The sequence below is a fragment of the Kitasatospora sp. NBC_00070 genome, from assembly GCF_045041205.1.
GTDB lineage: Bacteria > Actinomycetota > Actinomycetes > Streptomycetales > Streptomycetaceae > Kitasatospora.
The window spans coordinates 3,576,298-3,601,544 of the sequence record NZ_CP108247.1 but is presented as its reverse complement, the minus strand read 5'-3'; the positions used below and the strand labels follow the sequence as shown (position 1 = coordinate 3,601,544).

Below are 25,247 nucleotides of genomic sequence, written 5' to 3'. Positions count from 1 at the left end.
GTCCGACGACACAGTCACCGGGAATGTCAGGTGGCGTACCGGCCCCGGTCACCGAGGTGACCCCGCCTCGGATCGAAGGCGTGCTCCGCCGTCTCCTCAGGGGCGGCTCGGCTGGATCATCCTGCGGCCGGCCGTGCTGCCGCCGTCCACGGCGACCGAGCTGCCCGTCATGTAGGGGAAGTCGTCGGAGGCGAGCCCGAGCACGGCGCGGGCGATCTCCGCAGGCTCGGCCATCCGTTCCAGGCCGTCGATGTTGAGCGGGCCGAACGCCTTCTTGTACGCCGTCCAGGCGTCGTCCGGGATCCCGGGCGGGCGGACGAACGGGGTGTCGGTGGTGCCGGGCAGCAGGGCGTTGACCCTGATGCCCCGGGTTCCGTAGGCGAGCGCGGCGGCCTTCACGATGCCCTGCACCGCCCGCTTGCTCGCGGTGTACGCGGTACTGGTCGGCCTCGCCTGTTCGGCGGCGGAGGAGGAGGTGCAGATGATGACGCCGTGTCCGGCCTCGAGCATGTACGGGACCTCGTACCTGACGGCGAGGAAGACGCCCCGGGCGTTGGTGGCCTGGACGTCGTCCCACTCCTCGACGCTCAGCTCGTGCGGCAGCTTGCCGTTCCCGATCCCCGCGTTGTTGAAGGCCACGTCGATGCCGCCGTACCGGCTCGCGACCCGGTCCACGAAGCTCCGGACCTGGTCGGCCACCCGCACATCGGCCTGGACGTACGTGGCCTCGCCGCCCGCGTCCCGGATCTCCCGTTCCACCTGGCGCCCCAACTCGGCCCGCCTGCCGCAGAATCCGACCCGGGCGCCGGCCGCCGCGAAGGCCTGGGCGGTGGCCCGGCCGATGCCCGAGGTGCCGCCCGTGATGAGCACCGACTTCCCTTGGAACCGCCCGTCCCTGGTGCGTGACCCGGCCTGGCCGGCGCTCGCCGCCGGTGCGCCGAGGACCGAGCCCGCCATCCCGAGGGCGGCCGCGCCACCGAGCAGGGAGCGTCGTCCCAGGGAGCCGGCCTTCGTGTTCGTGTTGGTCTCCATGGCGATCACCCTCGCAGTCCGGCCCGGTGGTCCGGCTCCACCCGTGGGCCGGTCCTCGCGGCCGGTGGGAGGAGGCGCCCTCCTCCCACGGCAGGACCCGGGGCGCACCGGCGCCCGCCTATCGTGAAGCGCGTGAATCGATCAGGGATTGAGCTGGTGTTCGACCGACGGTTCGCCGCCGTGCGGGCGGTGGTGCTCGTCGGTTTGCTCGTCGGCGATCTCCTGCTGGTCCACCGGCCTTCGGGGGAGCGGGACTTGGGCCTCGCCGCAGCCGGGCTCGCCCTGTGTGCGGTGGCGGGCCGGTGGGCGTTCGGCGCGCTGCTCACGCTGTCCGGCCTGCTGGTCGCCGCGCACGCGCTCGGTTCGGACATCGTCCCCGCCCTGAAGGTGCTGGCCGCCGTCGTCCTCTTCGAGCTGGCCGTACGGGAGTCCGGCCGCCGCCCGGTGGCCGGGGCGGCGGCCCTGGCGCTCGCCGTCGCGGTGAACCGCCTCGCCGACCTGCCCGGTGAACTCCCTTCGGTGCTCTACAAGATGGGCATCGTGGCGGGCCTGCCGCTGCTGCTGGGCGCCTACGTACGGGCCACCCGCGACGCGGCCCGCACCGCCCGGGTGCACGCCGCCCGGGAGGCGGCCGGCGCCGGGCAGCGGCTGCTGGCCGCCCGCGCGGCGGAACGCACCGCCATCGCACGGGAGTTGCACGACCTGGTGGCCCATCACGTCTCGTCGATGGTGCTGCGGGTCGGTATCGCCCGGCACGTCATTCCCGCCACCGTCGACGCACGGGTCACCGAGGTCTTCGACGACCTGCACGCCAGCGGCAGCGAGGCGCTGGCCGATCTGCGCCGCCTGGTGGCCGTACTGCGTGACCCGGACAGTGTCGCGGGAGCCGGGACGGCCGCCGCCCTGGTCACGCCGGGGGCGCTGCCGGCCGCGCTGGAGTCGGTGCTGGAGGGCAGCCGCCGGACCGGTCTGGCCGTCTCGGCGGTCGTGGATCCCGCTCTCGCGAGCCTCGACGCGGTCCGCGGTCTCGCGGTGCTCCGCCTGACCCAGGAGGGTCTGGCGAACGCGGCCAAGCACGCCGGCCCGGGCACCCGGGCCGAGTTGACCGTACGGGTGGCCGACGACGACGCGGTGCACCTGACGCTCCAGGACGACGGGGCGGGGGATGCCGGACCGTCGGCCGCGCGTCCGTCGGGGCACGGGCTGGTCGGCATGCGCGAACGGGTGGACCTGTTCGGCGGCCGCCTGGAGGCGGGCCCCACGCCCTGCGGCTGGCGCCTGACGGCCGTACTCCCGGCCCCGGTCGCCCCCGTCCGGGTCCCGGAGCGGACACCGTGATCCGCATCCTGGTGGCCGACGACCAGCAGCTCGTCCGGATGGGCCTGCGGATGCTCTTCGAGCAGGCCCCGGACATCGAGATCCTCGGCGAGGCGGACAACGGCGCGGAGGCGGTCCGGCTGGCCGAGCGCCTGCGCCCGGACGTCGTCCTGATGGACCTGCGGATGCCCGTGCTGGACGGCATCACCGCCACCCGCCGCATCCTGGCCGCGCACCCGGCCACCCGCGTCGTCGCGCTCACCACCTTCGACGACGACGATCACCTCTACCCGGCGCTCGCGGCCGGGGCCTGCGGCTTCCTGGTCAAGGACACCCCGCCGGCCGAGTTGATCGACGCCGTACGCCGGGCCGCGGACGGCGAGGCCCCGTTCAGCCGGGCCGCGCTCGACCGGCTGGTCGGCCACGCGGTCGACGCCCGCACCGGGGCGCTCCCCGGCTCCCGTGCCGACCTCCCGGAGGTGGCCGCCATCACGCCGCGCGAGCGCGAGGTGCTCGGCCTGGTCGGCAGCGGCCTGTCCAACAAGGAGATCGCCGCCCGCCTGCACCTGGGCGTCACCACGGTCAAGACACACGTGGCGAACCTGATGGCGAAGACCGGCCGGGACAACCGCATCCGCCTCGCCGTCCTCGCCGTCGCCACGGGCGTCACGCCGGACCAGTCGCCGTGACCCGGCCACAGCCGCTCCTCGGGGAGGAGACGACGGAGGCCCGGACCGCCGAGCGGTCCGGGCCCTCAACCGGCGGAGCCGGGTCGCACGGTGGGCTCAGTGGTCGAACCATCCGCTCCGGCGGGCGTAACTCCCGGCCTGGAAACGGCTCTCGGCACCGAGATCGCTCATGATGTCGGTGACATGCCTCCGGTAGGAGCTGATCGACATGGTGAGCCGCCTGGCCGCCATCTCGTCCTTCATCCCCGATTCCAGCAGTTGGACGATGGAGCGTCGCAGCTCGTCCTTGGCCGACCCGTAACCGACTCCGCTCGGCGCCGACGTGAACGGGAGCGCTGAGTCCCACGTGCCCTCCCATGATCGGTAGAGGTGGTCGACCAGGGACGGGTCTCGGATGGCGATCGCACCCTCGCCTCCGGCGGTCCGCTGGTCCGCGATCACCGCGGTCTCCCAGTCGAAGAAGATCACCCGGTCCGGGATGTGACCGGTAGTTCGTACCAGTGCGCCCAGCGCCGTCATCTTGGTCAGGTGCTGCTGCATGTACTGGTGGGCGAGTACGGAATGCGGGTAGAGAGTTCGCATCTGAATGCCCCGGTCGATGACTTCGGCGGTGCGCGCCAAGCCCTCTTCCAATGCTTCTTGCGGCGGTAGCCGGGGGTGGGCCGCGGCCACCTCAATTCGTACGCCGGCCGACAGTCGCGCCAGGGTCGAGCGAACGGTGTCCAGCAGGGTCAGGTGCTCGATCGGATTCTGCATGAAATGGCTCTGCCAGGACTCCTCGAAGACCGGCTTCATGGCCATTACATGACTTCTCAGCCGTTCGGCCTCCCGATGGTGCTTCTGAATCTCGGCCTCGATCGGGCCGGCCAGGTGGGCCGCCGCCGCGTCCGGACTGGCAGGGATGTAGCCGAGCGCCTCGTCCTCGGGCGAGCCGGCCGGGTCGGCAAGATCATCCGACTTGTCGTGTTCATCCCGCTCCGGGCGCAACAGGTGGAGTTTGACCAGGTCGCGCACGGCGGTGTCGATGTCCGCCAGAGGGGCACCCAGCCGCATCGCGGCTTTGGCCGGGTCGAGCCGTCCCCGCTCCAGTGCCCATCGGTAGAGGGCGATGTGCAGGTCCCCGAGGGGTGGTGTGCCACTCGCCCCCGAGATCGTTTTGTGCATCTTTCGTACCCTTCGCGGGTGAGTGCTAGTCGCTTGCCACTTCTTGTCACCAGGGTTGCCCTGGCGCCTGCTACGTCAAGTCGGGCACGGTTGTCCCAGCGGCCAGAGACGCCGGCTGAAAGCAGAAGCAGACTAAGCAGGGGGATCCGTCCGTGAAGCTCAAGTTCGTCGTAATGTCGCTTATTTCCATCCTTTCCCTTGGTGGAATCGCCCTCGCCGCAGCCCCGGCTCCGGCCGCCGTCCAGGTGACGGCGGGCAGCACCCCCCTCGGCTCCAACGGAGACATCATCTGGCACTAGCCGGTGGTCCGGTGGCGACGGGGGTGAGAGATGTGATTCCGGCCAGGTATGTGACGTCCGGAGTAGAAAGCGGCTGCCTGATGCATTATGTGGTTTCTGGATGTGCGGATATGTGCTACGGATCGATCGCTCGGGGCAGTCTGTCCCACGATGTGGACGAAGTCGACCCGGTTTCGGGTTCTGAGCTGCCCGTCCACGGTGCCGGAGCCGGGTCATGAGCGCGCTGTCGGCCTTCGACGGGCTCACCGGCGGCCTGCCCGCCCGGGACTGGGACGACCTGGCCGGGAACCGGCTCTACTCCTCCCATGACTGGCTGCGGTTCTGCGCCACCGACGTCGGCGGCCGCACGGCCACCGGCGCGGTGCACGCCGACGGTGCGGCCGTCAGTGTCACGGCGGTGGCGGAGGAACCCAACCCCTTCTACCGGTGGCACACCCAGCTGACCTCGCGGGGTCTGCCCGCCCCGCAGGCGGCCGGCCTGCTGGTCGGACAGCGTCGCGGCTACCAGACCCACCTGCTCACCCGCGACGGCGTGAGCGTCGAGAGTGCGGCGCCGGCCCTGCTGGACGGGGTCCGCAGGCTGGGGGCGGAGCTGGCCGGCAGCGAGCTGCTGCCCGACGCGGCGCCGGGCTCCGTCCCGTGTGTCGCGAGCTTCCTCGGCACCCCGGACGTCCTGGCGCTGCGCTCGGCCGGGGTCGAGGCGATGCCGGTGCTGCTGACCACGGACGCCTGGGTCTCGGTCCCGGCGGGCGGGTGGCCGGAGTGGCTGCGGACGCTGCCCTCCAAGGGGCGTCGCGATTCGGTGAAGCAGGAGGTCAAGGCCTTCGGCGCAGCCGGGTACGAGATCACCCAGGCCCCGCTGGCGGAGTGCTACCGGCAGGCCGCCGAATTGCTGGCGGATACCCAGAAACGTTATGGGCATGCCTATGACACGGCCGTGCTCACCGAGTCGTTCCGGCTGCAGGGCGCCGCCATGGGCGCAAAGGCGCAGGTCCTGTTCTGCGGTCGGCCCGGCGAGGCCGCCGTCGGCTTCTGCCTCTTCTACATCCACGGGGACACGCTGTTCGTACGGGCGGTCGGATTCGATTACGAACGACTGGTTCGTGGCGCGGCGGAGTATTTCAATCTTGTGTACTACGCGCCGGTCCGGATCGCCGCCGAGCACGGCCTGCGGTGGATCCACCCGGGCATCGAGTCCCCCGACGCCAAGGCACTCCGCGGTGCGCGGCTGCGGCCGCTCTGGCTGCTCGACCTGTCACAGGACAGCGTGCTGACCGGCCACGGGGACGAGATCCGTGCCCACAACGCGGCGCAGCTGGGCCGACTCGCCGACATCTCCCCCGCCGTGGCGAAGGCGCTGGAACTCGACCTCTGCGCGCCGTTCTGCTGAACGGCTGACGCGCCACGGCCGGCCCGGCGCGCAACGGCACGCCTGACCACGCGGCGGCCCCGACCGGCACAGCCACCCCCACCGGCATGCCCGCCCCATCGGCACAGCCGCTCCTCCGGCGTGCCCGCTCCGCGAAACAGTCAACGAACAGAAGGAGTCCCCGCACGTGTCCACAGAGTCTTCCCCCCTGCCCGGCGCAGTGCTGTTCATGGGCGACCTGGTCGTGCTCGCCCGGCAGGGCCGGCTGATCCAGGACACCAGGCGCCGGGGCCTCGCGGCCCTCGCGGTGGTCAGTACCGACACCGACCTGGAGCGGCTGGCGGCCGCCCGGGCCGACGGCACACACCCGTTGAGCGAGCTGACCGAGGTCGTCCAGGTGACCGACGCCAGGATCGCCACGGTGCTGCCGGCCGTGCAGCCGCTGCTGCGCAGGTACGACGTCCGCGGTGTGATCTCGGTCGGTGAGGTGTTCGTCGAGCCGGTGGGCGTGCTGGCCGACTGCCTGGGCCTGCCCGGCGTCGGTTCCGCCGCCGCCGTCATCTGCCGCAACAAGCTGCTGCAGCGCACCGCCGTGCCGGAGTTCTCGCCGCGCTGGCAGGTCGTCCCGGTCGCCGAGCGTGCCGGATTCAGTCTGCCGCAGGACGAGTTCCCCGCCGTCGTCAAGCCGGCCGGCCGGTTCTACAGCTCGGGTGTCCGTCAGGTCTACAACCAGGCCGAACTCTCGGCTGCGCTCGGTGAGTTCGGCTCGGACGAGATCTCCCTGGTGGAGAGCCGGGTGATCGGCCGGGAGTTCTCGGTCGAGGCCCTGGTCCAGGGTGGCGAGGTCTTCTGGTCCGCCGTCACCGGCAAGGAGACGAACGAGCACGAGAGCGACTTCTTCACCGAACTCTCCCACACCAGCCCGGCGTTGATCGAGCCCGAGGAGGAGGCGGCGCTGCTCGCGGCGAACACCGAGATCCTCCGCCGGGTCGGCGTCCGCGACGGCATCACGCACGCCGAGTACCGGCTCACCGCCGACGGTGTGGTGCTGATGGAGGTGGCCGCCCGGCTGCCCGGCGACGCGATCACCTTCCTGTGGGAGCTGGCCGTCGGCGAGCCGTTCGAGCCGGTGATGCTGGACCTCGCGCTCGGCGTGCCGGCCTCCTACCCGGCGCCGCGCCGCCGTGCCCGTCAGCACTTCCTCGACCACCCGCACGGCGTCCTGCGCGACGTCACCGCGGACGGGGTGGAGGTCTCCTGGCCCAGCCGGGACGACCGCTGGCCCCTCATGACTCCGGCCCCGGTCGGCGCCCCGGCAGAGCCGCGCGCCGTCCTGGTCGGTCGGCTGCCCGGCGATCTGCTGGGCATCCAGAAGGATTCCGGCCATCGGTCGGCATCCGTGATCGTCGACGCCCCGCTGGACACCGATCCGGAGCTGGTGACCAAGCAGGCCGTCGAGCGCGTGACGCTCGTGGTCGACCCGGTCTGACCACCGTGACCCACGTCCGGCAGAGCGGCGACGACACAGAACATCCGAGAAAGGAACGAGACAGATGACCACTGCCATCGACACTCCCAAGTGCCTGGTGTGCGACACCGACTTCGAGGTCCAGGCGGACTGGGAGAAGGGCGAGATCACCGAGTGCGGGGCCTGCGGCCAGGAGCACGAGGTGGTCGAGAAGACCGACGCGACCGTTCGCGTCGAGCTGGCACCCGAGGTTGAAGAGGACTGGGGCGAGTGACATTTCCTGAAGAGGTACTGCTTTCGGTCACCATGCTGCGACCGGACGAGAAGCTCGTGCTCCAGGCGCTGCGCGCCGAGGGCCTGAACGTCCGTCCGATCCTGCTGGAGGACCTGGCGGGGGTGGTGGCGGGGCACACGGCCCCGCCCGGCCTCGCCCTGATCCGGAACCTGTCCCACCGGGAGGCGATCGACGTCGCCAGGCGGCTGGAGTTCGTCGGGGTGGAGACCCTGAACCGCGCCGCCACCATCGAGACCTGCAACGACAAGGGCCTGCAGGCCCTGATCTTCGCCCAGCACGGGATCCCGCACCCGGTCTCGCTGCACGCGTACAGCTACCAGCAGGTCCGCGACTCGGTCGCCGAGCTCGGCTGGCCGAGCGTCCTCAAGCCGGTCAGCGGCTCGTGGGGCCGGGGCGTCACCCGGATGACGGACGAGGAGTGCGTGGACGCCTGGGTCGGCGGGCGCGAGTCCGCCGACGCGGCGGGCAAGCTCTTCCCCGTCCTGGTGCAGAAGTACATCGACAAGCCGGGCCACGACCTGCGGGTCGTCGTGGTGGGCCGGACGCCGGTGGTCGCGATCCAGCGGGTCTCGGCGGACTGGCGGACCAACACCCATCTCGGCGCCGAGGTCGTGCGGGTGGACATCACCGACGAGATCGAGAAGCGCTGTGCGCAGGTCGTGGACGTCCTGGGCGAGGGCTTCTACGGAGTGGACCTGGTCGAGGACCGCTCCACCGGTGAGCTGATGGTCCTCGAGGTGAACGCCAACCCGGAGTTCGCCCGCTCCTCGGCGAAGCACGGCGTGAACGTGGCCGGCCACCTGGCCGCGTATGTCGCGGAGTCCTACGGGCGGAACACCGTCCCGGCAGCCGCGTAAGAGGGAGAGGAATCCCATGGAACTGTTCGACACGGCCACTGTGCTGACCCGGGTCCTGACCTCGGGCGTGGTCATGAGCATCGAGAAGAGCGACCGCGAACTGCCGGGTCTGGAGCGGTTGCTGACCAAGCAGAGCGGGTACGGCAAGGCGGTCCTGCTGAACAGCCGCAGCGCGGCGGTGCACGCCGCGCTGGTGGGCCAGGGCATCGGGCACGGCGACGAGATCAGCCGGCCCGGCCTCGGCGCGAAGGACCTGGCGTTCCTCGCCTGGCTGGGCGTCACCGTGGTCGAGGGCGGCCCGGCCGCCTTCGACCACATCGCCCTGGACGCCGAGAACGCCCACCGGCTGGGCGAGTTGGCCCGGGCGTCGACCGCCCCGGCCCTGGTCGTGGACCTCACCGGGCTGGGCTTCGGCCCGGCCGCCGCGGTGCTGACCGACGACCCGGCCGTCTGGGCCAGGGCCGAGCGGCTGAAGATCTTCGGCGCCTACGACCTGCGCACCATGTGGACCCAGGAGGAGGACTCCGCGGATCTGGTGCCCGGAGTCCAGTTCAACTACCGGCTGAGCCCGCTGGTCGCCGCCTGCGCCCGGATGGCCCTGAGCCAGGCGACCCGGCCCCTCACCACTTCCGGAGCAACGACGTGATCACTGACTTCCCGGCCAAGCCGCTTCCCCTGCCCGACACCGAGGAACTGACCGCCGAGCTGGCCGCGTTCGGCGGCGGGGCGATGATCCCCAAGGAGCTGCGCCGCACGATCTTCCCGGTCATCACCAAGGAAGACGTCTTCAACCTGATGCTCGCCCAGCGGGCGAAGCCCGAGCGGGTGGTGGCCGACTTCGCGGAGGCCTACCGCACGTACGTGGGGGCCAACCACGCCCTGCCCACCGCGAGCGGCACCTCCAGCCTGCACCTGGCGCTGGTCGGCGCCGGGGTGCAGCCGGGCGACGAGGTGCTCGTCCCGGCCTTCACCTTCATCGCCACCGCCCAGGCCGTGGTCGCGGCGCACGCCGTCCCGGTGTTCGTCGACATCGACCCGCTGACCTACTGCATGGACCCGCAGGCCGCCGCCGCCGCGATCACCGCCCGGACCCGCGCGATCATGCCGGTCCACGTGCACGGCCTCCCCGCCGACGTACCGGCCCTGCGCGCCCTCGCCGACCGGCACGGGATCGCCCTGGTCGAGGACGCCTCGCACGCCCACTCCGCGAAGATCGGCGACCAGGTCGCCGGTTCGTTCGGTGACGCCGCAGGCCAGAGCCTGATGGCCGACAAGAACTTCCCGCTCGGCGGCGAGGGCGGCATCGCGTTCTTCAAGGACGGCGAGTCGTACCAGCGCGCGGCCGACTACCTGGAGCGCCACGGCATCGACTACGGGATGTCCTGGGTCGCCGCCGCCTTCGGCGCCAGCCAGCTCAAGCGCCTGCCGTACTACGACGAGGTGCGGGCCCGCAACGCCGCGCTGCTGGGCGAGGCGCTGAACGGCACCGGCCTGTTCCGCGCGCCGTACGTGCCCGAGGGGCACACCCACGCGTACAACATGTACCGGATCACCCTGCTCCCCGAGGCCGTCGGCCTCGGTGACCTGCCGGTGTGGGCGGTCAAGGAGGCGGTGCACGAGCTGCTGGTCGCCGAGGGTGTCCCGGCCCGTGAGTGGCAGAACACCCCGATCCCCTGCCACCTGCCCTTCCGGCACCGGACGGGCTTCGGCAACGGCTACCCGTTCTCGCTCAACCCCGGCGCGGTCCGCGACCACAGGCCGGAGGACTTCCCGGTGACGCTGGGCATGCTGGACAGCACCCTGGTGCTCTGCCGCGAGCTGCGCGCCCCGGTCGAGTACGAGCGGGCGCTGCGCTACGCCGACGCCTTCGAGAAGGTGGCCCGCCGCCCCGACGCGATCCGCAAGCTGGTCGCGGACGGCGACTACCGCCGCCCGTACGAGAAGGCGGCCCGCCTTGGCTGAGCAGAAGAAGATCCGGGTCGCGGTCGCCGGGGCCAGTGGTTACACCGGCGGTGAGGTGATCCGGCTGCTGCTGGACCACCCGCAGGTGGAGCTCGCGTTCCTGTCCGCCGAGCGCAGCGCCGGTACGCCGGTGGGCGCCGTCCACCCCTGGCTGCGCAACCACCCCGGCGCCGCCGGGCTGAAGTTCCGCAAGCTGGAGGAGCTGGAGGAGGTCGACGTCGCCTTCGGGTGCCTGCCCACCGGCACGCTGCCGGCCCGGCTCCCGCTGATCGCGGGGAAGGCCGCGCGGGTGCTGAACCTGGCCGGGGACTTCCGGCTGCGTGACCCGCAGGAGGTCCAGGAGTTCTACCCGAAGACGGCTGCCAGCCCGGCCGAGGACGAATTCGCCTACTACATACCCGAGTTGTCCGACACGGTGCCCGACAGCCGTTTCATCAACCTGCCGGGCTGCATGGCGGTCGCCACCATCTACGCCCTGTACCCGCTGTTCGCCGAGTCGCTGGTGCAGCCGCAGGTCGTCGTCGACGCCAAGACCGGCTCGACCGGTGGCGGACGCGGCGGCACCGAGCAGCCGGCCGAGCGGTCCGGGAACTTCCGGGTCCACAAGCTGCACGGGCACCGCCACACGCCGGAGATCCGGCAGGCGCTGGCCGACTACGCCGGGGCCGCCCCCGACCTGCGGTTCTCCACCCACAGCCTGGACGTGCCGCGCGGCATCATGGTCACCGCGTACACCAAACTCCAGCCGGGTACCGCGGCGTTGGACGTCAAGCGGGCGTTCGCCAAGGCGTACGTCGGCAAGCCGTTCGTCCGGGTCCGCCCGGCACCGAAGGCGCCGCAGGACTTCCCGATGCTGAAGGCCGTGGTCGGCTCCAACGTCGCCGAGGTGGCGATCGCCGTCAAGGACGACCAGTGCGTCGCCGTGACCGCGCTCGACAACCTGATCAAGGGCGCCGCCGGGCAGGCCATCCAGGCGATGAACCTGGTCAGCGGTTTCGAGGAGACGGCGGGCCTGCCCCGGACGGCGGTGTCCCCGTGAGGCCGCTGTACGTGGTCAAGGTCGGCAGCGCGACGCTCGACCGGGTGGTCATCCACGCGGAGCTGGCGCAGCTGGTGGCCCGGGGCGCCCGGGTCCTGCTGGTGGCCGGTGGGGCGGTCGGGATCGAGCGGCACTACCGCTCGATCGGCCGCCCGATGCCCGAGCTGCGGCTGCCGAACGGCGACGCGGTCCGGTACTGCCCGCCGGAGGAGATGGCCCACCTGGTCGACGCGTACGAGCGGGTCACCCTGCCCGCCGTCGAGGAGGGCCTGCGCGAGCACGGTCTGACGGTCTTCACCGCCGTCGCCGCCCGCGGCGGCCTGGTGACCGGCCGGGCCAACCGGCCGCTCAAGGCGGTCTCGGCGGCCGGCAAGGCCACGGTGGTCCGCGACCACCGGGCCGGCGTCCCCGAGGAGGTCGACACCGTGCGGCTGAACGCGCTGCTCGACACCTACGACGTGGTCTGCCTCTCCGCTCCGGTCCGCGACCGGGACGGTGGCGCGCTGCTGAACGTGGACGCCGACGTGCTGGCCGCCGCGCTCAGCAACGCGCTGGACGCCGACCACCTGCGCCTGGTGACCGGCACCGCCGGGCTGCTCACCGACCCGTCCGTCCCCGGCTCGACGCTGCGGCACGCCCACCCGGGCGAGGCCGGCCGGTACGCCGGCGGCCGGATGCGGCAGAAGGTCCGGGCCGCCGAACTCGCCCTGGCCGGTGCCGCCGACGTGGCGATCACCGGGCCCCACACCATGGCGGACCCGGCGGGCTGGACCCGCTTCTGGCGAACCCCCGCGCCGGAGCCCGAGCTGACCCTGCTCGGCCGCGCGGTCGGCGTGCCGTCCGTCTCCGGCGACGAGCACGAACTGGCCCGCTACCTGCTCGGCTGGTGTGCCGAGCACGGGATCGACGCGGAGATCGACGAAGTCGGGAACCTGGTCGCCACCCGGGGCACCGGCGAACGCCGGCTGCTGCTGCTCGGACACCTGGACACGGTTCCCTACCGGTGGCCGGTCGAGTGGCGGGACGGCGAGCTGCACGGCCGGGGCAGCGTGGACGCCAAGGGCAGCCTGGTGAACTTCCTGGCGGTGCTGGCCTCGGCCGAGATCCCGGCGGGCGGCCAGCTGCGAGTGGTGGGCGCGGTCGAGGAGGAGATCTCCTCCTCGAAGGGCGCCTTCCACGCCCGCGACCGCTACCCGGCCGACGCGGTCGTGATCGGCGAGCCCAGCGGCTCGCAGAAGCTGACGCTCGGTTACTTCGGACTGTTCAAGCTCCGGGTGACGGCATCGGTGACGAGTGGTCACTCGGCGGGCCTGGACGCCGTCTCGGCGCCCGACGCGCTGGTCCGCACGCTGGAGGACATCCGGGGCGCGGTCGAGAAGGAGGCGTCGGACGCGCTCAGCGCGGTGATCGACATCCGGTGCGAGCCGGGCCGCGAGAGCCAGCGGGCGATCGGCATCCTCAACTTCCGGATCCCGCCGCTCGCCGACCTGGCGGTGCTCCGGGCCGCCGCGCTCGCGCAGGCCGGGCCCGGCGTCGAGATCGAGGTGCTGCGGGCCACCCCCGGCTACGCCGGTGGCCGGTCCACCTCACTGGTCAAGGTCTTCACCCGGGCCTTCGGGCAGGCCGGCATCCGTCCCACCTACGTCGTGAAGAAGGGCACCTCCGACATGAACACCCTCGCCACCACCTGGCGGGACGTTCCGATGGTGGCCTACGGGCCGGGCGACTCCGCGCTCGACCACACCGACGAGGAGCGGATCGGCGCCGACGACTACCGCACCGCGCACTCCGTGCTGACCGACGCCGTCGCCCGCTGGTTCGCGCTCGAAGAACGGAGCGGGTCATGACCACCCTGCTGGATGCCGAAGTACCGCTCAGTGTCGGCGAGTTGCTCGCCGCACGGGCCGTCGGGGCCCGCAAGCTGGTGATCGACATGGCCGCGAGCCCGCGCGGCTGCCACCTCGGCGGCAGCCTGTCCGTGCTCGACATCCTGATCGCCGCGCTGCACCGCGCCTCGTCGGACGACGGGACGGAGGTGGTCCTGAGCAAGGGCCACGCCGCCGCCGGTCTGTACGCGGCGCTGCACGTCAGCGGGATCCTGCCGGAGAACCCGGCGCCGCTGTACGGGCAGCTCGGTCACCCGTACACCGGCCACCCGGGGCCGAAGGTGCCCGGGGTGCGCTTCCCGACCGGGAGCCTCGGACACGGCGTGCCGTACGCGGCGGGCTGGGCGATGGCCCGCCGGATCGGCGGCCAGGGCGGTCTGGGCATCGCGGTCGCCGGTGACGGCGAGCTGCAGGAGGGCCTGGTCTGGGAGACCTGCCAGGTCGCCGCGGCACAGCAGTTGGGCAACTTCGTGCTGGTGGTCGACCGCAACGGCGGTCAGAACGACGGCATGGTGCAGGACATCTCGCCGCTGCCGAACCTCGCCGAGCGGTTCGCCGCCTTCGGGTTCGACACCGTGGAGGTGGACGGGCACGACCTGACCGCGCTCACCGAGGTGCTGCGCGACGACCGTTCGGCGGCCCGCCGTCCGCTCGCCGTGATCGCCGACACCGTCAAGGGCAAGGGGGTCCCGGCCGTGGAGGGGAAGGCCGGGTCCCACTACGTCACCATCGACGCCGCGCGCGCCGCCAAGTGGAAGCGGATGATCCGATGACCAGCTCCGGACGTGACGCCTACCGGGACGAACTCACCCGGCTGGCCGAGACCGACCCCACCGTCGTCTGCCTCGAAGCAGACCTGGGCGGCAAGGGCCACCCCTTCCAGGCGGCCCACCCCGACCGCTTCTTCAACCTCGGCATCGCCGAGGGCGCCATGATCGACATGGCGACGGGGCTGGCGGCCGCCGGCTACAAGCCCTTCGTCAGCACCTTCGCGCCGTTCGCCGCGCTCCGGGCCGCCGAGAGCCTCAAGCTCACCCTGGGGTACCTGGGCGCCGGGGTCACCGTGGTCGCCCCGTACGCCGGTGTCTCCGGTGCCTGGTTCGGCACCACGCACCACTGCCTGGAGGACTTCGCGGTGCTCCGCAGCATCCCGGGCGTGACCATCGCCGCGCCGTACGGCGCGGCGGAGATGCGGGCCGTGGTCCGGGCCGCGGTGGAGTCCGGCCGGCCGCACTACATCAGGACGGGCCGCAACGCGAGCTACCAGAGCCTGAGTTGGGACGGCGACCGGCTTCCGGTGGTGAACTGGGAGCATCCGGCGGAGCGCGCCGCGACCTGCCTGGTCTCGGTCGGCGAGGAGGGCACCCGGCTCGCGCTGGCCGCCCGGGAGCTCCACCCTGAGGTCGCGCACGCGCACCTCACCTACCTCGACCACGCCCACCTCGAGCTCGCAGCCGCCGAATTGACGACCCGTCACTCGCGCTTCGTGGTGGTCGAGGAGCACCGGCGCGAGGGCGGCATCGCCGAAGCGCTGGCCCTGCTGCTGCCCCACTGCGAGGTCACCGGCGTCAACGCCGGTCACGCCTGGCCCACCCAGGGTGGCGACCACCACGAGGTGATGGGCCAACTCGGCCTGGACCTGCCCGCCGTGCTCTCGGCCCTGAACCTTCCGATGGCGCTGTCCGCCTGAGAGCGGTCGCCCCCGGCCTCATTCCTTCACTCTGGAGTCCTCCCGTGTCCCACCAGTTCGAGATCGACCACCTGGGCCAGACGCCCACCCCGGCCCCCGCCGTCCCCGGGGCCCGCAGGGGCGGCCGGGTCACCCTGCTCGCCGACGCGCCGCCGGAGCACGTGGACCCGACCCAGATGTACATCGGCACCACGCTCGGTGTCGCCACCGGCATCTTCCACCGCACCCTCACCGGCTACCTGGAGACCCCGGGCAGCGGCCCCCGCAAGCTGGTGGGCGACCTCGCCACCGACACCGGCCGGACCACGGACGGCGGCCTGACCTGGACGTACACGCTCCGCGAGGGCCTGTTCTTCGAGGACGGCACCCCGATCACCTCCCGCGACGTGGCGCACGCCGTCGCCCGCTCGTTCTCCTCGAACGGTGTCTACGGCCCGCAGTTCATCCAGCAGGCCCTGGACCCGGAGCGCAGCTACCGAGGCCCGTACGAGGACGGCACGCCGGCCCCGGGTGTCACCACCCCCGACGACCGGACCATCGTCTTCTCGCTGCCCGAGCCGCAGCCCGGCTTCCCCTTCATGGCCACCACGACCACCACCACGCCCGTCCCGCCGGACCGTGACACCCGGGACGGGTACGAGACCTCCTGGCTGGCCACCGGCCCGTACCGGGTCAAGGAGTTCGTCCCCGGCGACCACTACCTGCTGGAGCGCAACCCGCACTGGGACCCGGCCACCGACCCGATCCGCAGCCAGTACCCGGACGAGATCCGCTGGGAGTTCGGCGTCGCCCGCCAGGAGCAGACCGAGCGTCTGCTGGAGCCGAACGAGGCCGACGTCCTCGCGGTGGCGACCTTCGACGTCGCCGAGGACCGGGTGGCCCAGGTCGAGGCCGACCCGACCCTGCTGGCCCGGGTCATCGCCGGCCCGACGGCCTACCTCCAGTACGTCTACATCAACACCCGCCGGGTCACCGACGTGGATGTCCGCCGCGCCCTCAACTACGCCTTCGACCGGGGCACTTGCGTCGAGCTGGCGGGCGGGAAGGCCGGTGCGCAGCCGGGCACCACGATCCTGGCCCCGATGGTCCCGGGCTACCGTCACCACGACGTCTTCCCGGCCGGTCCGAACGGCGACCCGGTCAAGGCCAAGGAGCTGATCGCGGACAAGGAGCTGCGGCCGCTGGTCTTCGCCTACCCGGACACCGCCCCGAACCGCCCGGTGGCCCCGGCGGTCAAGGAGGCGCTGGAGAAGGCCGGCTTCGAGATCGTGCTGCGGCCGGTCGACAAGTCCGCCTTCTACAGCCTGATGGGCAACCCGGACAACGACTGCGACCTGATCTACGGGGTCTGGGGGCCGGACTTCCCGGACGCCTCCGGCGTGTTCGACGTGCTCTTCCGCGGTGACCGGCTCACCGACGGCGGCAACATGAACCTCTCGTACTTCGACGACGCCGAGATCACCGAGGAGATCGCCCGGCTCGGCCAGGAGCCGGACCGCGCGGCCGTCGCCGACGGCTACGCCGAGCTCGACCGGCGCCTGATGGCCGAGCACGCGCCGGTCATCCCGGTCTACTACAAGCGCCAGTTCACCCTGTTCGGCCCCCGGGTGGGCGGGCTGTTCCTCAGCGCGCAGTACTTCGTGCCGAACCTCACCCGCATGCACGTCGTCGACTGACGACCCGCTGCACCCCCGCCAGTCAACGACCCAGCAGAATCGGAGAGTTCGCCATGACGGACCACATCACTGAGCTGTACAACAAGGAGAGCCTGGCCAAGGGCAGCGCGCTCCCCGGCATCATGGGCGAGGTCGAGCGCGACCCGGCCCTCGCCAACTGGACGGGCTCGTACCTGTCCAGGCCGCTGTTCATCGAGAAGCGCGAGATCCAGGCGTTCGCCGACGACGTCCTCGCCCTGTTCGACGTGATCACCTCGCTGCCGCAGCGGCTCTTCGACGGTGACCTCGACCGTTACTGCGACGCGCTGGGGATCGACGACCAGCGCAAGAAGCTGATCATCCGCCTCGGCGGCATCACCCCGCCCCGCTACGGCCGCGCCGACATGTACCACAACGGCACCTCCTTCAAGCTCCTGGAGATCGGCATCGCCAGCGAGGTCGGCGGCGCCGACCGGGCCGGCGAGATCCCCCGCGCGCTGCTGGACGCCGAGCCGTTCGCGGCCTTCGCGGCGCAGCACGGCCTCGGGTACACCCACACCGGCCGCGCGGTGGCCGAGACCCTGGTGCAGGCGGGCGCCGAGATCGCCACCGGACGTGAGCCGGTGGTGGCCCTGCTCGAAGGCCCCGGCGGGCTCGCCAACTACGCCAGCCACTGGAACACCTTCCGCGACGTCATGCGCGGCTTCGGCGTGGACTTCCACGTCGCCGAGGTCGGCGACGTCGAGGACCGGGACGGCAAGCTGCACCTGGGCGACCTGCCGGTCGACGTCATCCTGCGCTGCTTCACCGTCGAGGAGATCATCGGGGACGAGCACGGCGCCGAGCTGGTGGAGCCGATCTTCCGGGCCCACGAGGCGGGCACCGTCTTCCTGTTCACCCCGATGGAGAGCAACCTGTTCGCCAACAAGGCCTGCCTGGCCCTGCTCTCCGACCCGCGCCACCGGTCGAGCTTCTCCGAGGAGGAGCTGACCCTGATCGACCGGGTGCTCCCGTGGACCCGTTCGCTGAAGGGCGAGCCGTCGCCGGAGCACGACGAGCTGCTCGCGTACGCCCGGGAGCACCGCGAGGAGCTGATCCTCAAGCCGAACGCCTTCTACGGCGGCACCGGCGTGGTCGCCGGCTGGACCAGCACCGAGGACGAGTGGCTGGCGGCCCTGGCGCAGGGCGTGGCCGAGGGCGCCATCGTGCAGGAGCGGGTCGTGCCGCGCTCCGAGCCGGTCGTCAACCCGCTGACCGGTGAGGAGGAGGCCTGGCAGGCGGCCTGGGGCCTGTTCTACACCCCGGGCGGCTACGCCGGTGCGTACGCGCGAGCGGTGCCGGCCTTCGAGAGCCCGGTGATCGGTGTCACCGCGTACAAGAACACCCGCACCGCCGGAGTGCTCCACTACTGAGCACTGCCCGGCCAGGCCCCGCGCCGCGCGCCCTCCGCTCTCCCCGGTGGGCGCGCGGCGGCTCTCTCCCCCGCCGGGAGGCGGACGGTGGGTACAAGTCGCATCCGACTTGTCACCACCCGCCGCCGCTGGCCCCCGGCTCGTGGCCTGGGGCAGGCTGGCTGCCGGAGGGGGCATACCAACTCCCAGGAAATCCCTCGCACTTCGGCTCGTACTCCGGCGCGGCCGAGATCGTTCGGCGTGGCCGGACCGCCGAGGAGACCGTCGGGCGATTCGCCCTTGCCGGTCCTCGGGTGGGCCGACCGTTCCTCAGCGCGCAGTCCCCTGCCCCACCCGACCCGTGTCCGCAACGTCGCACGGTACCGACCACAAGGAAACGAAATGAGCAGTCCAGCACCTTTGCGCACCGCGCTGTCGGCCAACTTCGGCGGCCTGCCCCGTCCGTTCTGGATCGTGTTCGCCGGGATGATCGCGAACCGGATCGGCACCATGGTCGTCCCGTTCCTGGTCTTCTACCTGGGCTCGCGGGGCATCACCACCGCGCAGACCGGCGGCATCGTGGTGGCGCTCGGCGCCGGCGGGATGTTCGGCCCGCTGCTGGGCGGCCTGCTCGCCGACCGGATCGGCCGTCGGCCCGCAGTGATCATCGGCCTGGTCGCCACCCCCGCGGGCCTGGGCGCCCTGCTGGCCGCGCCCAACGCGGTCACACTGGGCGTGGCGGCGGCGCTGCTCGGCCTGACCTCGGGCATCTACCGCCCGGCCGCGTCGGCGCTCGTCGGCGACGTCGTCGGGACCGACCTGCGCGGTAAGGCGTTCAGCCTGCTGCACTGGGGATTCAACATCGGTACGGCGGCGGCGAGTGCGGGTGCGGGCTACCTCGCCGGGCGTGGCTTCTGGCTGCTCTTCCTGCTGGACGGCGCGACCTGCCTGGTCTACGCGGGCATCGTCCTGGTCGGCATCCCGAAGGACCTGCCGAGGCCCAAGGTCACCAAGGCGCCCGGCAGTGGGGGCTACGGCGTCGTCTTCCGGGACCGGCTGATGGTCGCCCACATGGCGCTCAGCCTGCTCGGCATCACCATCTACACCCAGACCGAGTTCACCATCCCGCTCGCGATCCGCTCGGACGGCCTGTCGCCCGCGGTGTTCGGGATGGTCGGCGTCGCCAACGCGGTGCTCGTGGTGGCCCTGCAGCCGGTGCTGTACGGACGGCTGTCCGGCCTGCCCCGGGTCAAGGTGCTGGCCGCCTCGTGGGCGCTGATCGGCCTGGGCGTCGCCTCGACCGGGCTCGCCCACCAGGCCTGGCAGTACGTCCTGACGGTCGTGGTCTGGTCGCTCGGTGAGGTCGTCAACGGCGTCGTCGCCGGGGCGATCGTCACCGACATCGCTCCGGAGGAGGCCCGGGGCCGGTACCAGGGTGCGTTCAGCTGGGTCTGGTCGGCCGCGCGGCTGGCCGCGCCCGTCATCGCGGTGGGCCTGTTCACGACGATCGGACCGGCCGCCCTCTGGTGGGGCTGCGCGGTGGTCGGGCTGCTCACCGCCGTGGCGACGGTGCGGCTCACCGGCGCCGTCGAGCGGCGCCTGAGCGTCACTCAGCAGGTCGAGACCAAGGTGCTGGAGCCGGCGTGATCCGGCCGATCCAGATGGACGAGTGTGACAACCGGCGGGCCGACCCGTGCCCCGTCGTCGCAGCGACCGAACGCCACGTGCGGGCGGTTACCGGTGAGGACAAGGTGTGGCAGGCAATCTGACCCAGGACGAGGCGCGGGAACGCGCGGCGACGCTCTCCGTCGACGCGTACCGGGTCCGGATCGACCTGACCCAGGGCCCGGAGACCTTCCGCTCGACCACGACGGTGCGCTTCAGCTGCGCCGAGCCCGGCGCCACCACCTTCATCGAGCTCGCCGACGCCGACGTGCACGAGGTCGTCCTCAACGGGAAGCCGCTGGAGGGCACTTCGCGCAGGGGCCGGATCGCCCTGCCCGGCCTCTCGGCCGACAACGAGCTCCGCGTCGTCGCCGACTGCCGCTACTCGCGCACCGGCGAGGGCCTGCACCGCTTCGTCGACCCCGCCGACGAACGGGTCTACGTCTACAGCCAGTTCGCGACCGCCGACGCGCACCGCGTCTTCGCCTGCTTCGACCAGCCCGACCTCAAGGCGCGGTTCGAACTGACCGTGGTCGCACCCACCAGCTGGGAGGTCGTCTCCAACTCGGCTGCGGAGGAGGCCGGAGAGGCCGGCGCCGCCGGCACGGTGTGGCACTTCCCGCCGACCGATCCGCTCCCGACCTACGCACTCGCGCTCGTCGCCGGTCCTTACCACGTGGAGCAGGACCGGCACCGGGCCGAGGACGGCCGGATCGTCCCGCTGCGGCTGCTGTGCCGCGCCTCGCTGGCCGAGCACCTCGACGCCGACGTCCTCTTCGACATCACCAAGCGGGGGTTCGACTTCTTCGACGAAGTCTTCGGCACCGCCTACCCGTTCGCCAAGTACGACCAGGTGTTCGCACCCGAGTTCAACGTCGGCGCGATGGAGAACGCCGCCTGTGTCACGGTCAACGAGAAGTACGTCTTCCGTTCGCGTGCCACCGCCGCGCTCCGCGAACGGCGTGCCGAGACCCTGCTGCACGAGATGGCGCACATGTGGTTCGGCGACCTGGTGACCATGCGGTGGTGGGACGACCTCTGGCTCAACGAGTCGTTCGCCACCTATGCGGGTGTGCTCGCCCAGTCCGAGGTCACCGAGTGGACCGGCGCCTGGACGACGTTCGCCAACCTCCGCAAGGCGGAGGCGTACCGGCAGGACCAGTTGCCGTCGACGCATCCGATCGCCGCGGACATCCCCGACATCGCGGCGACCGAGGTCAACTTCGACGGGATCACCTACCTCAAGGGCGCCTCGGTGCTCAAGCAGTTGGTGTCCTACGTCGGCCGGGAGAACTTCGTGGCCGCGATCCAGGTCTACGTGCGCCGCCACGCGTGGGGCAACACCACGCTGGCCGACCTCCTCGCCGCCCTGGAGGAGACGTCCGGGCGTGATCTCGCCACCTGGTCCGAGGAGTGGTTGGAGACCTCCGGCGTCAACACCCTGCGTGCCGCCTGGGAGTTGGACGACGCCGGCCGGGTGACCAGGTGCACCGTCGTCCAGGAGGCCCCGGCCGGCCGGCCGGTGCTCCGCTCGCACCGGATGGCGATCGGCCTCTACGACCGTGGCCCGACCGGCATCGTCCGGCGGCGGCGCGTCGAGCTCGACGTCGTCGGGGCGCGCACCGAGGTGCCCGAGCTGGTCGGCGAGACCCGTCCGGATCTGACGCTGCTCAACGACGACGACCTGACCTATGCCAAGGTCCGGCTCGACGACCGGTCGCTGGAGACCCTGCTCGGCGGGATCGGCGGGATCGGCGAGATCCGTGACCCGCTGGCCGCGGCCCAGACCTGGACGATCGCCTGGGACATGACCCGGGACGCCGAACTGCCGGCCCGCGACTACGTCCGCCTGGTCGTGTCGGGCCTCGGCTCGGTGACCGACGCGACCCTCGCGCAGACCCTCCTCGATCAGGCCCGCAAGGCCGTGCACGACTACGCGTCCCCGGAGTGGCAGGCCACCGGCCTGGAGTCGCTCGCGGGTGTGGCGGCCGAAGCGTTGCGCCGTGCGGCACCCGGGTCCGACCTCCAACTGGTCTACGCGCAGGCGCTTCTCGGGACGGCGACCTCGCCCGAGCACCTCACCTTCCTGCGCGACATCCTCGACGGTGCCGATCACCTCCAGGGCCTGCGGGTCGACGTCGACCTGCGCTGGGCGCTGCTGCGCCGGCTGGTCGTGCGTGGGGCCGCCGGGCCCGCCGAGATCGACGCGGAGCTGCGACACGACCACTCGGCGGCCGGCGAACGCAGCGCGGTCGTCTGCCGGGCCGCGATTCCGACGCCCGAGGCCAAGGCATCCGCGTGGCAGCGGATCCTCTCCGGCACGCTGTCCAACAGCCTGCTGCGCGCGACCCTCGAAGGTTTCGCCGAGCCGGACCACCGCGATCTGCTGGCGCCCTTCGCCGACAGGTACTTCGCCGAGGTCGGGCAGGTCTGGTCCGGCTCGGCCGGCGGCACGGCCCAGCGTTTCGCCCGGGACGCCTTCCCCTCGGGAGCGATCTCCGAACGGACGCTGGCCTCGGCGGACGCCTGCCTCGCCCGCGAGGACGTGCCGACTGCCCTTCGCCGCCTGCTCGCCGAGGGGCGCGACGAGATCGCGCGGGCGATCCGGGCCCGGCGCCGTGACGCCGACCACCGGCCCGTCGGCCCTGACCCGGCCGCAAGCTGACGGCCGAGGGTGCCCGCCCCCTTCGGGCACCCTCTGGCAGTGCCCCTGACGGGTGGCTGCCACCTCTCGCATCCACCTCACCGCGGTCCCGGGGTAGTGACACCCGCGACCTTGCCCGTTCGGAAGGACCAATGATGGAGTCGGCAGAGATCCGCCGCCGGTGGCTGCGCTTCTTCGAGGAGCGCGGACACACTGTCGTCCCGTCGGCGTCCCTGGTCGCCGACGACCCCACCCTGCTGCTGGTGAACGCGGGCATGGTGCCGTTCAAGCCGTACTTCCTCGGTGAGGTCAAGCCCGCCTTCAGCCGTGCGACCAGCGTGCAGAAGTGTGTCCGGACCCCGGACATCGAGGAGGTCGGGAAGACCACCCGGCACGGCACCTTCTTCCAGATGTGCGGCAACTTCTCCTTCGGCGACTACTTCAAGGAGGGGGCGATCAGCTATGCGTGGGAGCTGCTGACCTCCTCCGTCGCGGAGGGTGGTTACGGCCTGGAGCCGGAGAAGCTGTGGATCACCGTCTACCAGGACGACGACGAGGCCGAGGCGATCTGGCGGGACAAGATCGGTGTCCCGGCCGAGCGGATCCAGCGCCTGGGCAAGGCCGACAACTTCTGGTCGATGGGCGTCCCCGGCCCGTGCGGCCCCTGCTCGGAGATCAACTACGACCGCGGCCCCGCCTACGGCGAGGAAGGCGGCCCCGCCGTCAACGGCGAGCGCTACATGGAGATCTGGAACCTGGTCTTCATGCAGTACGAGCGCGGCGCCGGCTCCGGCAAGGACGACTTCCCCATCCTGGGCGACCTCCCCAACCAGAACATCGACACCGGCCTGGGCCTGGAACGCCTGGCCACCATCCTCCAGGGCGTCGACAACCTCTTCGAGATCGACACCAGCCGGATGATCCTGGACCGCGCCGCCCAGCTCACCGGCCACACCTACGGCGCCGACACCAAATCCGACGTCTCACTGCGCGTGGTCGCCGACCACATCCGCACCTCCGTCATGCTCGTCTCCGACGGCGTCACCCCCGGCAACGAAGGCCGCGGCTACGTGCTGCGCCGGATCCTGCGCCGGGCGATCCGCAACATGCGCCTGCTGGGTGCCACCGAGCCGGTCGCCAAGGTGCTCTCGGACATCACCATCGACGCGATGGGCCCGCAGTACCCGGAGCTCTTCGAGGAGTGCAAGCGGATCGAGACGGTCATCGTCGCCGAGGAGGCTTCCTTCCTCCAGACGCTGCGCAGCGGCACGACGATCCTGGACACCGCCGTCGCCGAGACGAAGTCCGCCGGTTCCACGGCGCTGGCCGGTGACCGGGCCTTCCAGTTGCACGACACCTTCGGCTTCCCGATCGACCTGACGCTGGAGATGGCCGCCGAGCAGGGCCTGTCGGTGGACGAGGACGGTTTCCGCCGTCTGATGAAGGAGCAGCGGGACCGGGCCAAGGCCGACGCCAGGGCGAAGAAGCACGGCCACGCCGACGTCTCCGCCTACCGCGCCGTCGCCGACTCGGCCGGTGCCACGGTCTTCACCGGGTACGCCGACACCTCGGGTGAGGCCACGGTCGTCGGCCTGCTGGTCGACGGTGTGTCAGCCCCGGCCGCGCAAGAGGGCGACGACATCGAGCTGGTGCTCGACCGCACCCCGTTCTACGCCGAGGGCGGCGGCCAGCTGGCCGACCACGGCCGGATCCGCATGGATTCGGGTGCCGTCGTCGAGATCCGCGACGTGCAGCAGCCGGTGCCCGGCGTCATCGTGCACAAGGGCTCGGTGCTGGTCGGCGAGGTCGTGGTCGGCTCGGCCGCGTACGCGCAGCTGGACCTGGAGCGCCGCCGCGCGGTCTCGCGGGCCCACTCCGCCACCCACCTGACCCACCAGGCGCTGCGTGACGCGCTCGGCCCGACCGCCGCGCAGGCCGGGTCGGAGAACGCCCCGGGCCGGTTCCGGTTCGACTTCGGCGCGCCGACGGCTGTCCCGAGCGCTGTCCTGGTCGATGTCGAGCAGAAGATCAACGAGGTGCTGGCCCGTGAACTGGAGGTCACGGCAGAGGTGATGACGATGGATCAGGCCCGCAAGGCCGGCGCCGTCGCGATGTTCGGCGAGAAGTACGGCGACGCCGTCCGGGTGGTGACCATCGGTGACTTCTCCAAGGAGCTCTGCGGTGGCACGCACGTCGGCAACACCGCGCAACTGGGTCTGGTGAAGCTGCTCGGTGAGGCGTCGATCGGTGCCGGGGTGCGCCGGGTGGAGGCGCTGGTGGGCGCCGACGCGTACAGGTTCCTGGCCAAGGAGCACACCGTGGTGGCCCAGCTGACCGAGCTGGTGAAGGGCCGTCCGGAGGAGCTGCCGGAGAAGATCTCGGGCATGCTCGCCAAGCTCAAGGACGCCGAGAAGGAGATCGAGCGCTTCCGCGCGGAGAAGGTGCTCGCGCTCGCCGCCGGTTTGGTCGGGAGCGCCGAGGACGTCAACGGCGTCTCGGTGGTGGCCGCCCGGGTCGCCGACGGCACCGGTGCCGACGACCTGCGCAAGCTGGTCCTCGACGTGCGGGCCCGGCTCGGCTCGCGCGCGGCCGTGGTCGCCGTCTTCACGGTGGCGGGCGGCCGGCCGGTGACCGTGGTCGCCACCAACGAGGACGCCCGTGCCCGTGGCGTCAAGGCCGGTGAGCTGGTCAAGGTCGCCGCCAAGACCCTCGGTGGCGGCGGTGGCGGCAAGGACGACGTCGCCCAGGGCGGCGGCACCAACCCCGCCGCCGTCGACGACGCCATCGCCGCCGTCCGGCAGCACGTGAGCGTGAAGGGCCGATGA

The 25,247-nt window shown here is 71.8% G+C and carries 20 protein-coding genes; 18 read left to right on the top strand and 2 right to left on the bottom strand.

The genetic code is table 11. The features are described from left to right. Nucleotides 1-96 precede the first annotated feature (96 nt). On the bottom strand, nucleotides 97-1,032 hold the full coding sequence (locus OHV05_RS16695) for an SDR family NAD(P)-dependent oxidoreductase (RefSeq protein ID WP_405018391.1): 936 nt from the start codon (nucleotides 1,030-1,032) through the stop codon (nucleotides 97-99). 156 nt (nucleotides 1,033-1,188) lie between these two features. Between OHV05_RS16695 and OHV05_RS16690 the strand changes: the two genes are divergently transcribed. Together OHV05_RS16690 and OHV05_RS16685 are read left to right on the top strand one after the other, a co-directional pair. Then, a complete protein-coding gene (locus tag OHV05_RS16690) occupies nucleotides 1,189-2,370 on the top strand; it encodes a sensor histidine kinase (RefSeq protein ID WP_405018390.1) in 1,182 nt (393 codons plus the stop codon). Beyond that, the gene (locus tag OHV05_RS16685) at nucleotides 2,367-3,038 is read left to right on the top strand and encodes a response regulator (RefSeq protein ID WP_405018389.1); all 672 of its coding nucleotides are present in this window, start codon (nucleotides 2,367-2,369) and stop codon (nucleotides 3,036-3,038) included. The genes OHV05_RS16690 and OHV05_RS16685 overlap by 4 nt, the downstream gene beginning before the upstream one ends. A 96-nt stretch (nucleotides 3,039-3,134) precedes the next feature. On the opposite strand, the gene OHV05_RS16680 is transcribed toward OHV05_RS16685, so the two are convergent. Beyond that, nucleotides 3,135-4,202: a hypothetical protein gene (locus OHV05_RS16680; RefSeq protein ID WP_405018388.1), complete on the bottom strand. Its 1,068-nt coding sequence runs from the start codon at nucleotides 4,200-4,202 to the stop codon at nucleotides 3,135-3,137. 152 nt (nucleotides 4,203-4,354) lie between these two features. On the opposite strand from OHV05_RS16680, the gene OHV05_RS16675 reads away from it, so the two are divergent. The 16 genes from OHV05_RS16675 (at nucleotide 4,355) to alaS (ending at nucleotide 25,247) form a co-directional block, all read left to right on the top strand. Next, the gene (locus tag OHV05_RS16675; protein ID WP_405018387.1) at nucleotides 4,355-4,501 is read left to right on the top strand and encodes a hypothetical protein; all 147 of its coding nucleotides are present in this window, start codon (nucleotides 4,355-4,357) and stop codon (nucleotides 4,499-4,501) included. A 214-nt stretch (nucleotides 4,502-4,715) separates the two neighbouring features. Beyond that, entirely contained in the window at nucleotides 4,716-5,891 is a 1,176-nt protein-coding gene (locus OHV05_RS16670) for a peptidogalycan biosysnthesis protein (RefSeq protein WP_405018386.1), read from the top strand. Between the two features lie 166 nt (nucleotides 5,892-6,057). Beyond that, the gene (locus tag OHV05_RS16665; protein WP_405018385.1) at nucleotides 6,058-7,359 is read left to right on the top strand and encodes an acetyl-CoA carboxylase biotin carboxylase subunit family protein; all 1,302 of its coding nucleotides are present in this window, start codon (nucleotides 6,058-6,060) and stop codon (nucleotides 7,357-7,359) included. A gap of 64 nt (nucleotides 7,360-7,423) precedes the next feature. Next, nucleotides 7,424-7,612: a lysine biosynthesis protein LysW gene (locus tag OHV05_RS16660; protein ID WP_405018384.1), complete on the top strand. Its 189-nt coding sequence runs from the start codon at nucleotides 7,424-7,426 to the stop codon at nucleotides 7,610-7,612. Next, complete coding sequence (locus OHV05_RS16655) at nucleotides 7,609-8,490, top strand: RimK family alpha-L-glutamate ligase (protein WP_405018383.1); 882 nt, start codon at nucleotides 7,609-7,611, stop codon at nucleotides 8,488-8,490. The genes OHV05_RS16660 and OHV05_RS16655 overlap by 4 nt, the downstream gene beginning before the upstream one ends. 16 nt (nucleotides 8,491-8,506) lie before the next feature. Further along, entirely contained in the window at nucleotides 8,507-9,136 is a 630-nt protein-coding gene (locus OHV05_RS16650) for a degT/DnrJ/EryC1/StrS aminotransferase (protein ID WP_405018382.1), read from the top strand. Next, nucleotides 9,133-10,452: an aminotransferase class I/II-fold pyridoxal phosphate-dependent enzyme gene (locus OHV05_RS16645; protein WP_405018381.1), complete on the top strand. Its 1,320-nt coding sequence runs from the start codon at nucleotides 9,133-9,135 to the stop codon at nucleotides 10,450-10,452. Before OHV05_RS16650 ends, OHV05_RS16645 begins: the two co-directional genes overlap by 4 nt. Continuing rightward, nucleotides 10,445-11,491: an N-acetyl-gamma-glutamyl-phosphate reductase gene (gene argC, locus OHV05_RS16640; RefSeq protein ID WP_405018380.1), complete on the top strand. Its 1,047-nt coding sequence runs from the start codon at nucleotides 10,445-10,447 to the stop codon at nucleotides 11,489-11,491. The genes OHV05_RS16645 and argC overlap by 8 nt, the downstream gene beginning before the upstream one ends. After that, a complete protein-coding gene (locus tag OHV05_RS16635) occupies nucleotides 11,488-13,338 on the top strand; it encodes a M20/M25/M40 family metallo-hydrolase (protein WP_405018379.1) in 1,851 nt (616 codons plus the stop codon). Before argC ends, OHV05_RS16635 begins: the two co-directional genes overlap by 4 nt. Next, nucleotides 13,335-14,150, top strand: a complete 816-nt coding sequence (locus OHV05_RS16630) for a thiamine pyrophosphate-dependent enzyme (RefSeq protein WP_405018378.1) — start codon at nucleotides 13,335-13,337, stop codon at nucleotides 14,148-14,150. The genes OHV05_RS16635 and OHV05_RS16630 overlap by 4 nt, the downstream gene beginning before the upstream one ends. Next, the gene (locus tag OHV05_RS16625) at nucleotides 14,147-15,067 is read left to right on the top strand and encodes a transketolase family protein (RefSeq protein ID WP_405018377.1); all 921 of its coding nucleotides are present in this window, start codon (nucleotides 14,147-14,149) and stop codon (nucleotides 15,065-15,067) included. Before OHV05_RS16630 ends, OHV05_RS16625 begins: the two co-directional genes overlap by 4 nt. 44 nt (nucleotides 15,068-15,111) lie before the next feature. Next, on the top strand, nucleotides 15,112-16,743 hold the full coding sequence (locus tag OHV05_RS16620) for an ABC transporter substrate-binding protein (RefSeq protein ID WP_405018376.1): 1,632 nt from the start codon (nucleotides 15,112-15,114) through the stop codon (nucleotides 16,741-16,743). Between the two features lie 53 nt (nucleotides 16,744-16,796). Then, a complete protein-coding gene (locus OHV05_RS16615; protein WP_405018375.1) occupies nucleotides 16,797-18,134 on the top strand; it encodes a hypothetical protein in 1,338 nt (445 codons plus the stop codon). A gap of 381 nt (nucleotides 18,135-18,515) precedes the next feature. Then, a complete protein-coding gene (locus OHV05_RS16610; protein WP_405018374.1) occupies nucleotides 18,516-19,760 on the top strand; it encodes an MFS transporter in 1,245 nt (414 codons plus the stop codon). A gap of 106 nt (nucleotides 19,761-19,866) precedes the next feature. Then, a complete protein-coding gene (gene pepN, locus OHV05_RS16605; protein WP_405018373.1) occupies nucleotides 19,867-22,443 on the top strand; it encodes an aminopeptidase N in 2,577 nt (858 codons plus the stop codon). Nucleotides 22,444-22,577: 134 nt separating this feature from the next. Beyond that, complete coding sequence (gene alaS / locus OHV05_RS16600) at nucleotides 22,578-25,247, top strand: alanine--tRNA ligase (RefSeq protein WP_405018372.1); 2,670 nt, start codon at nucleotides 22,578-22,580, stop codon at nucleotides 25,245-25,247.

What these genes read in the sequence shown, in the direction of transcription:
- OHV05_RS16615 (WP_405018375.1), top strand. Translation starts at nt 16,797, where the DNA reads ATGACGGACCACATCACTGAGCTGTACAACAAGGAGAGCCTGGCCAAG.
- OHV05_RS16610 (WP_405018374.1), top strand. Translation starts at nt 18,516, where the DNA reads ATGAGCAGTCCAGCACCTTTGCGCACCGCGCTGTCGGCCAACTTCGGC.
- OHV05_RS16630 (WP_405018378.1), top strand. Translation starts at nt 13,335, where the DNA reads ATGACCACCCTGCTGGATGCCGAAGTACCGCTCAGTGTCGGCGAGTTG.
- OHV05_RS16670 (WP_405018386.1), top strand. Translation starts at nt 4,716, where the DNA reads ATGAGCGCGCTGTCGGCCTTCGACGGGCTCACCGGCGGCCTGCCCGCC.
- OHV05_RS16660 (WP_405018384.1), top strand. Translation starts at nt 7,424, where the DNA reads ATGACCACTGCCATCGACACTCCCAAGTGCCTGGTGTGCGACACCGAC.
- OHV05_RS16650 (WP_405018382.1), top strand. Translation starts at nt 8,507, where the DNA reads ATGGAACTGTTCGACACGGCCACTGTGCTGACCCGGGTCCTGACCTCG.
- OHV05_RS16625 (WP_405018377.1), top strand. Translation starts at nt 14,147, where the DNA reads ATGACCAGCTCCGGACGTGACGCCTACCGGGACGAACTCACCCGGCTG.
- alaS (WP_405018372.1), top strand. Translation starts at nt 22,578, where the DNA reads ATGGAGTCGGCAGAGATCCGCCGCCGGTGGCTGCGCTTCTTCGAGGAG.
- OHV05_RS16695 (WP_405018391.1), bottom strand. Translation starts at nt 1,032, where the DNA reads ATGGAGACCAACACGAACACGAAGGCCGGCTCCCTGGGACGACGCTCC.
- OHV05_RS16680 (WP_405018388.1), bottom strand. Translation starts at nt 4,202, where the DNA reads ATGCACAAAACGATCTCGGGGGCGAGTGGCACACCACCCCTCGGGGAC.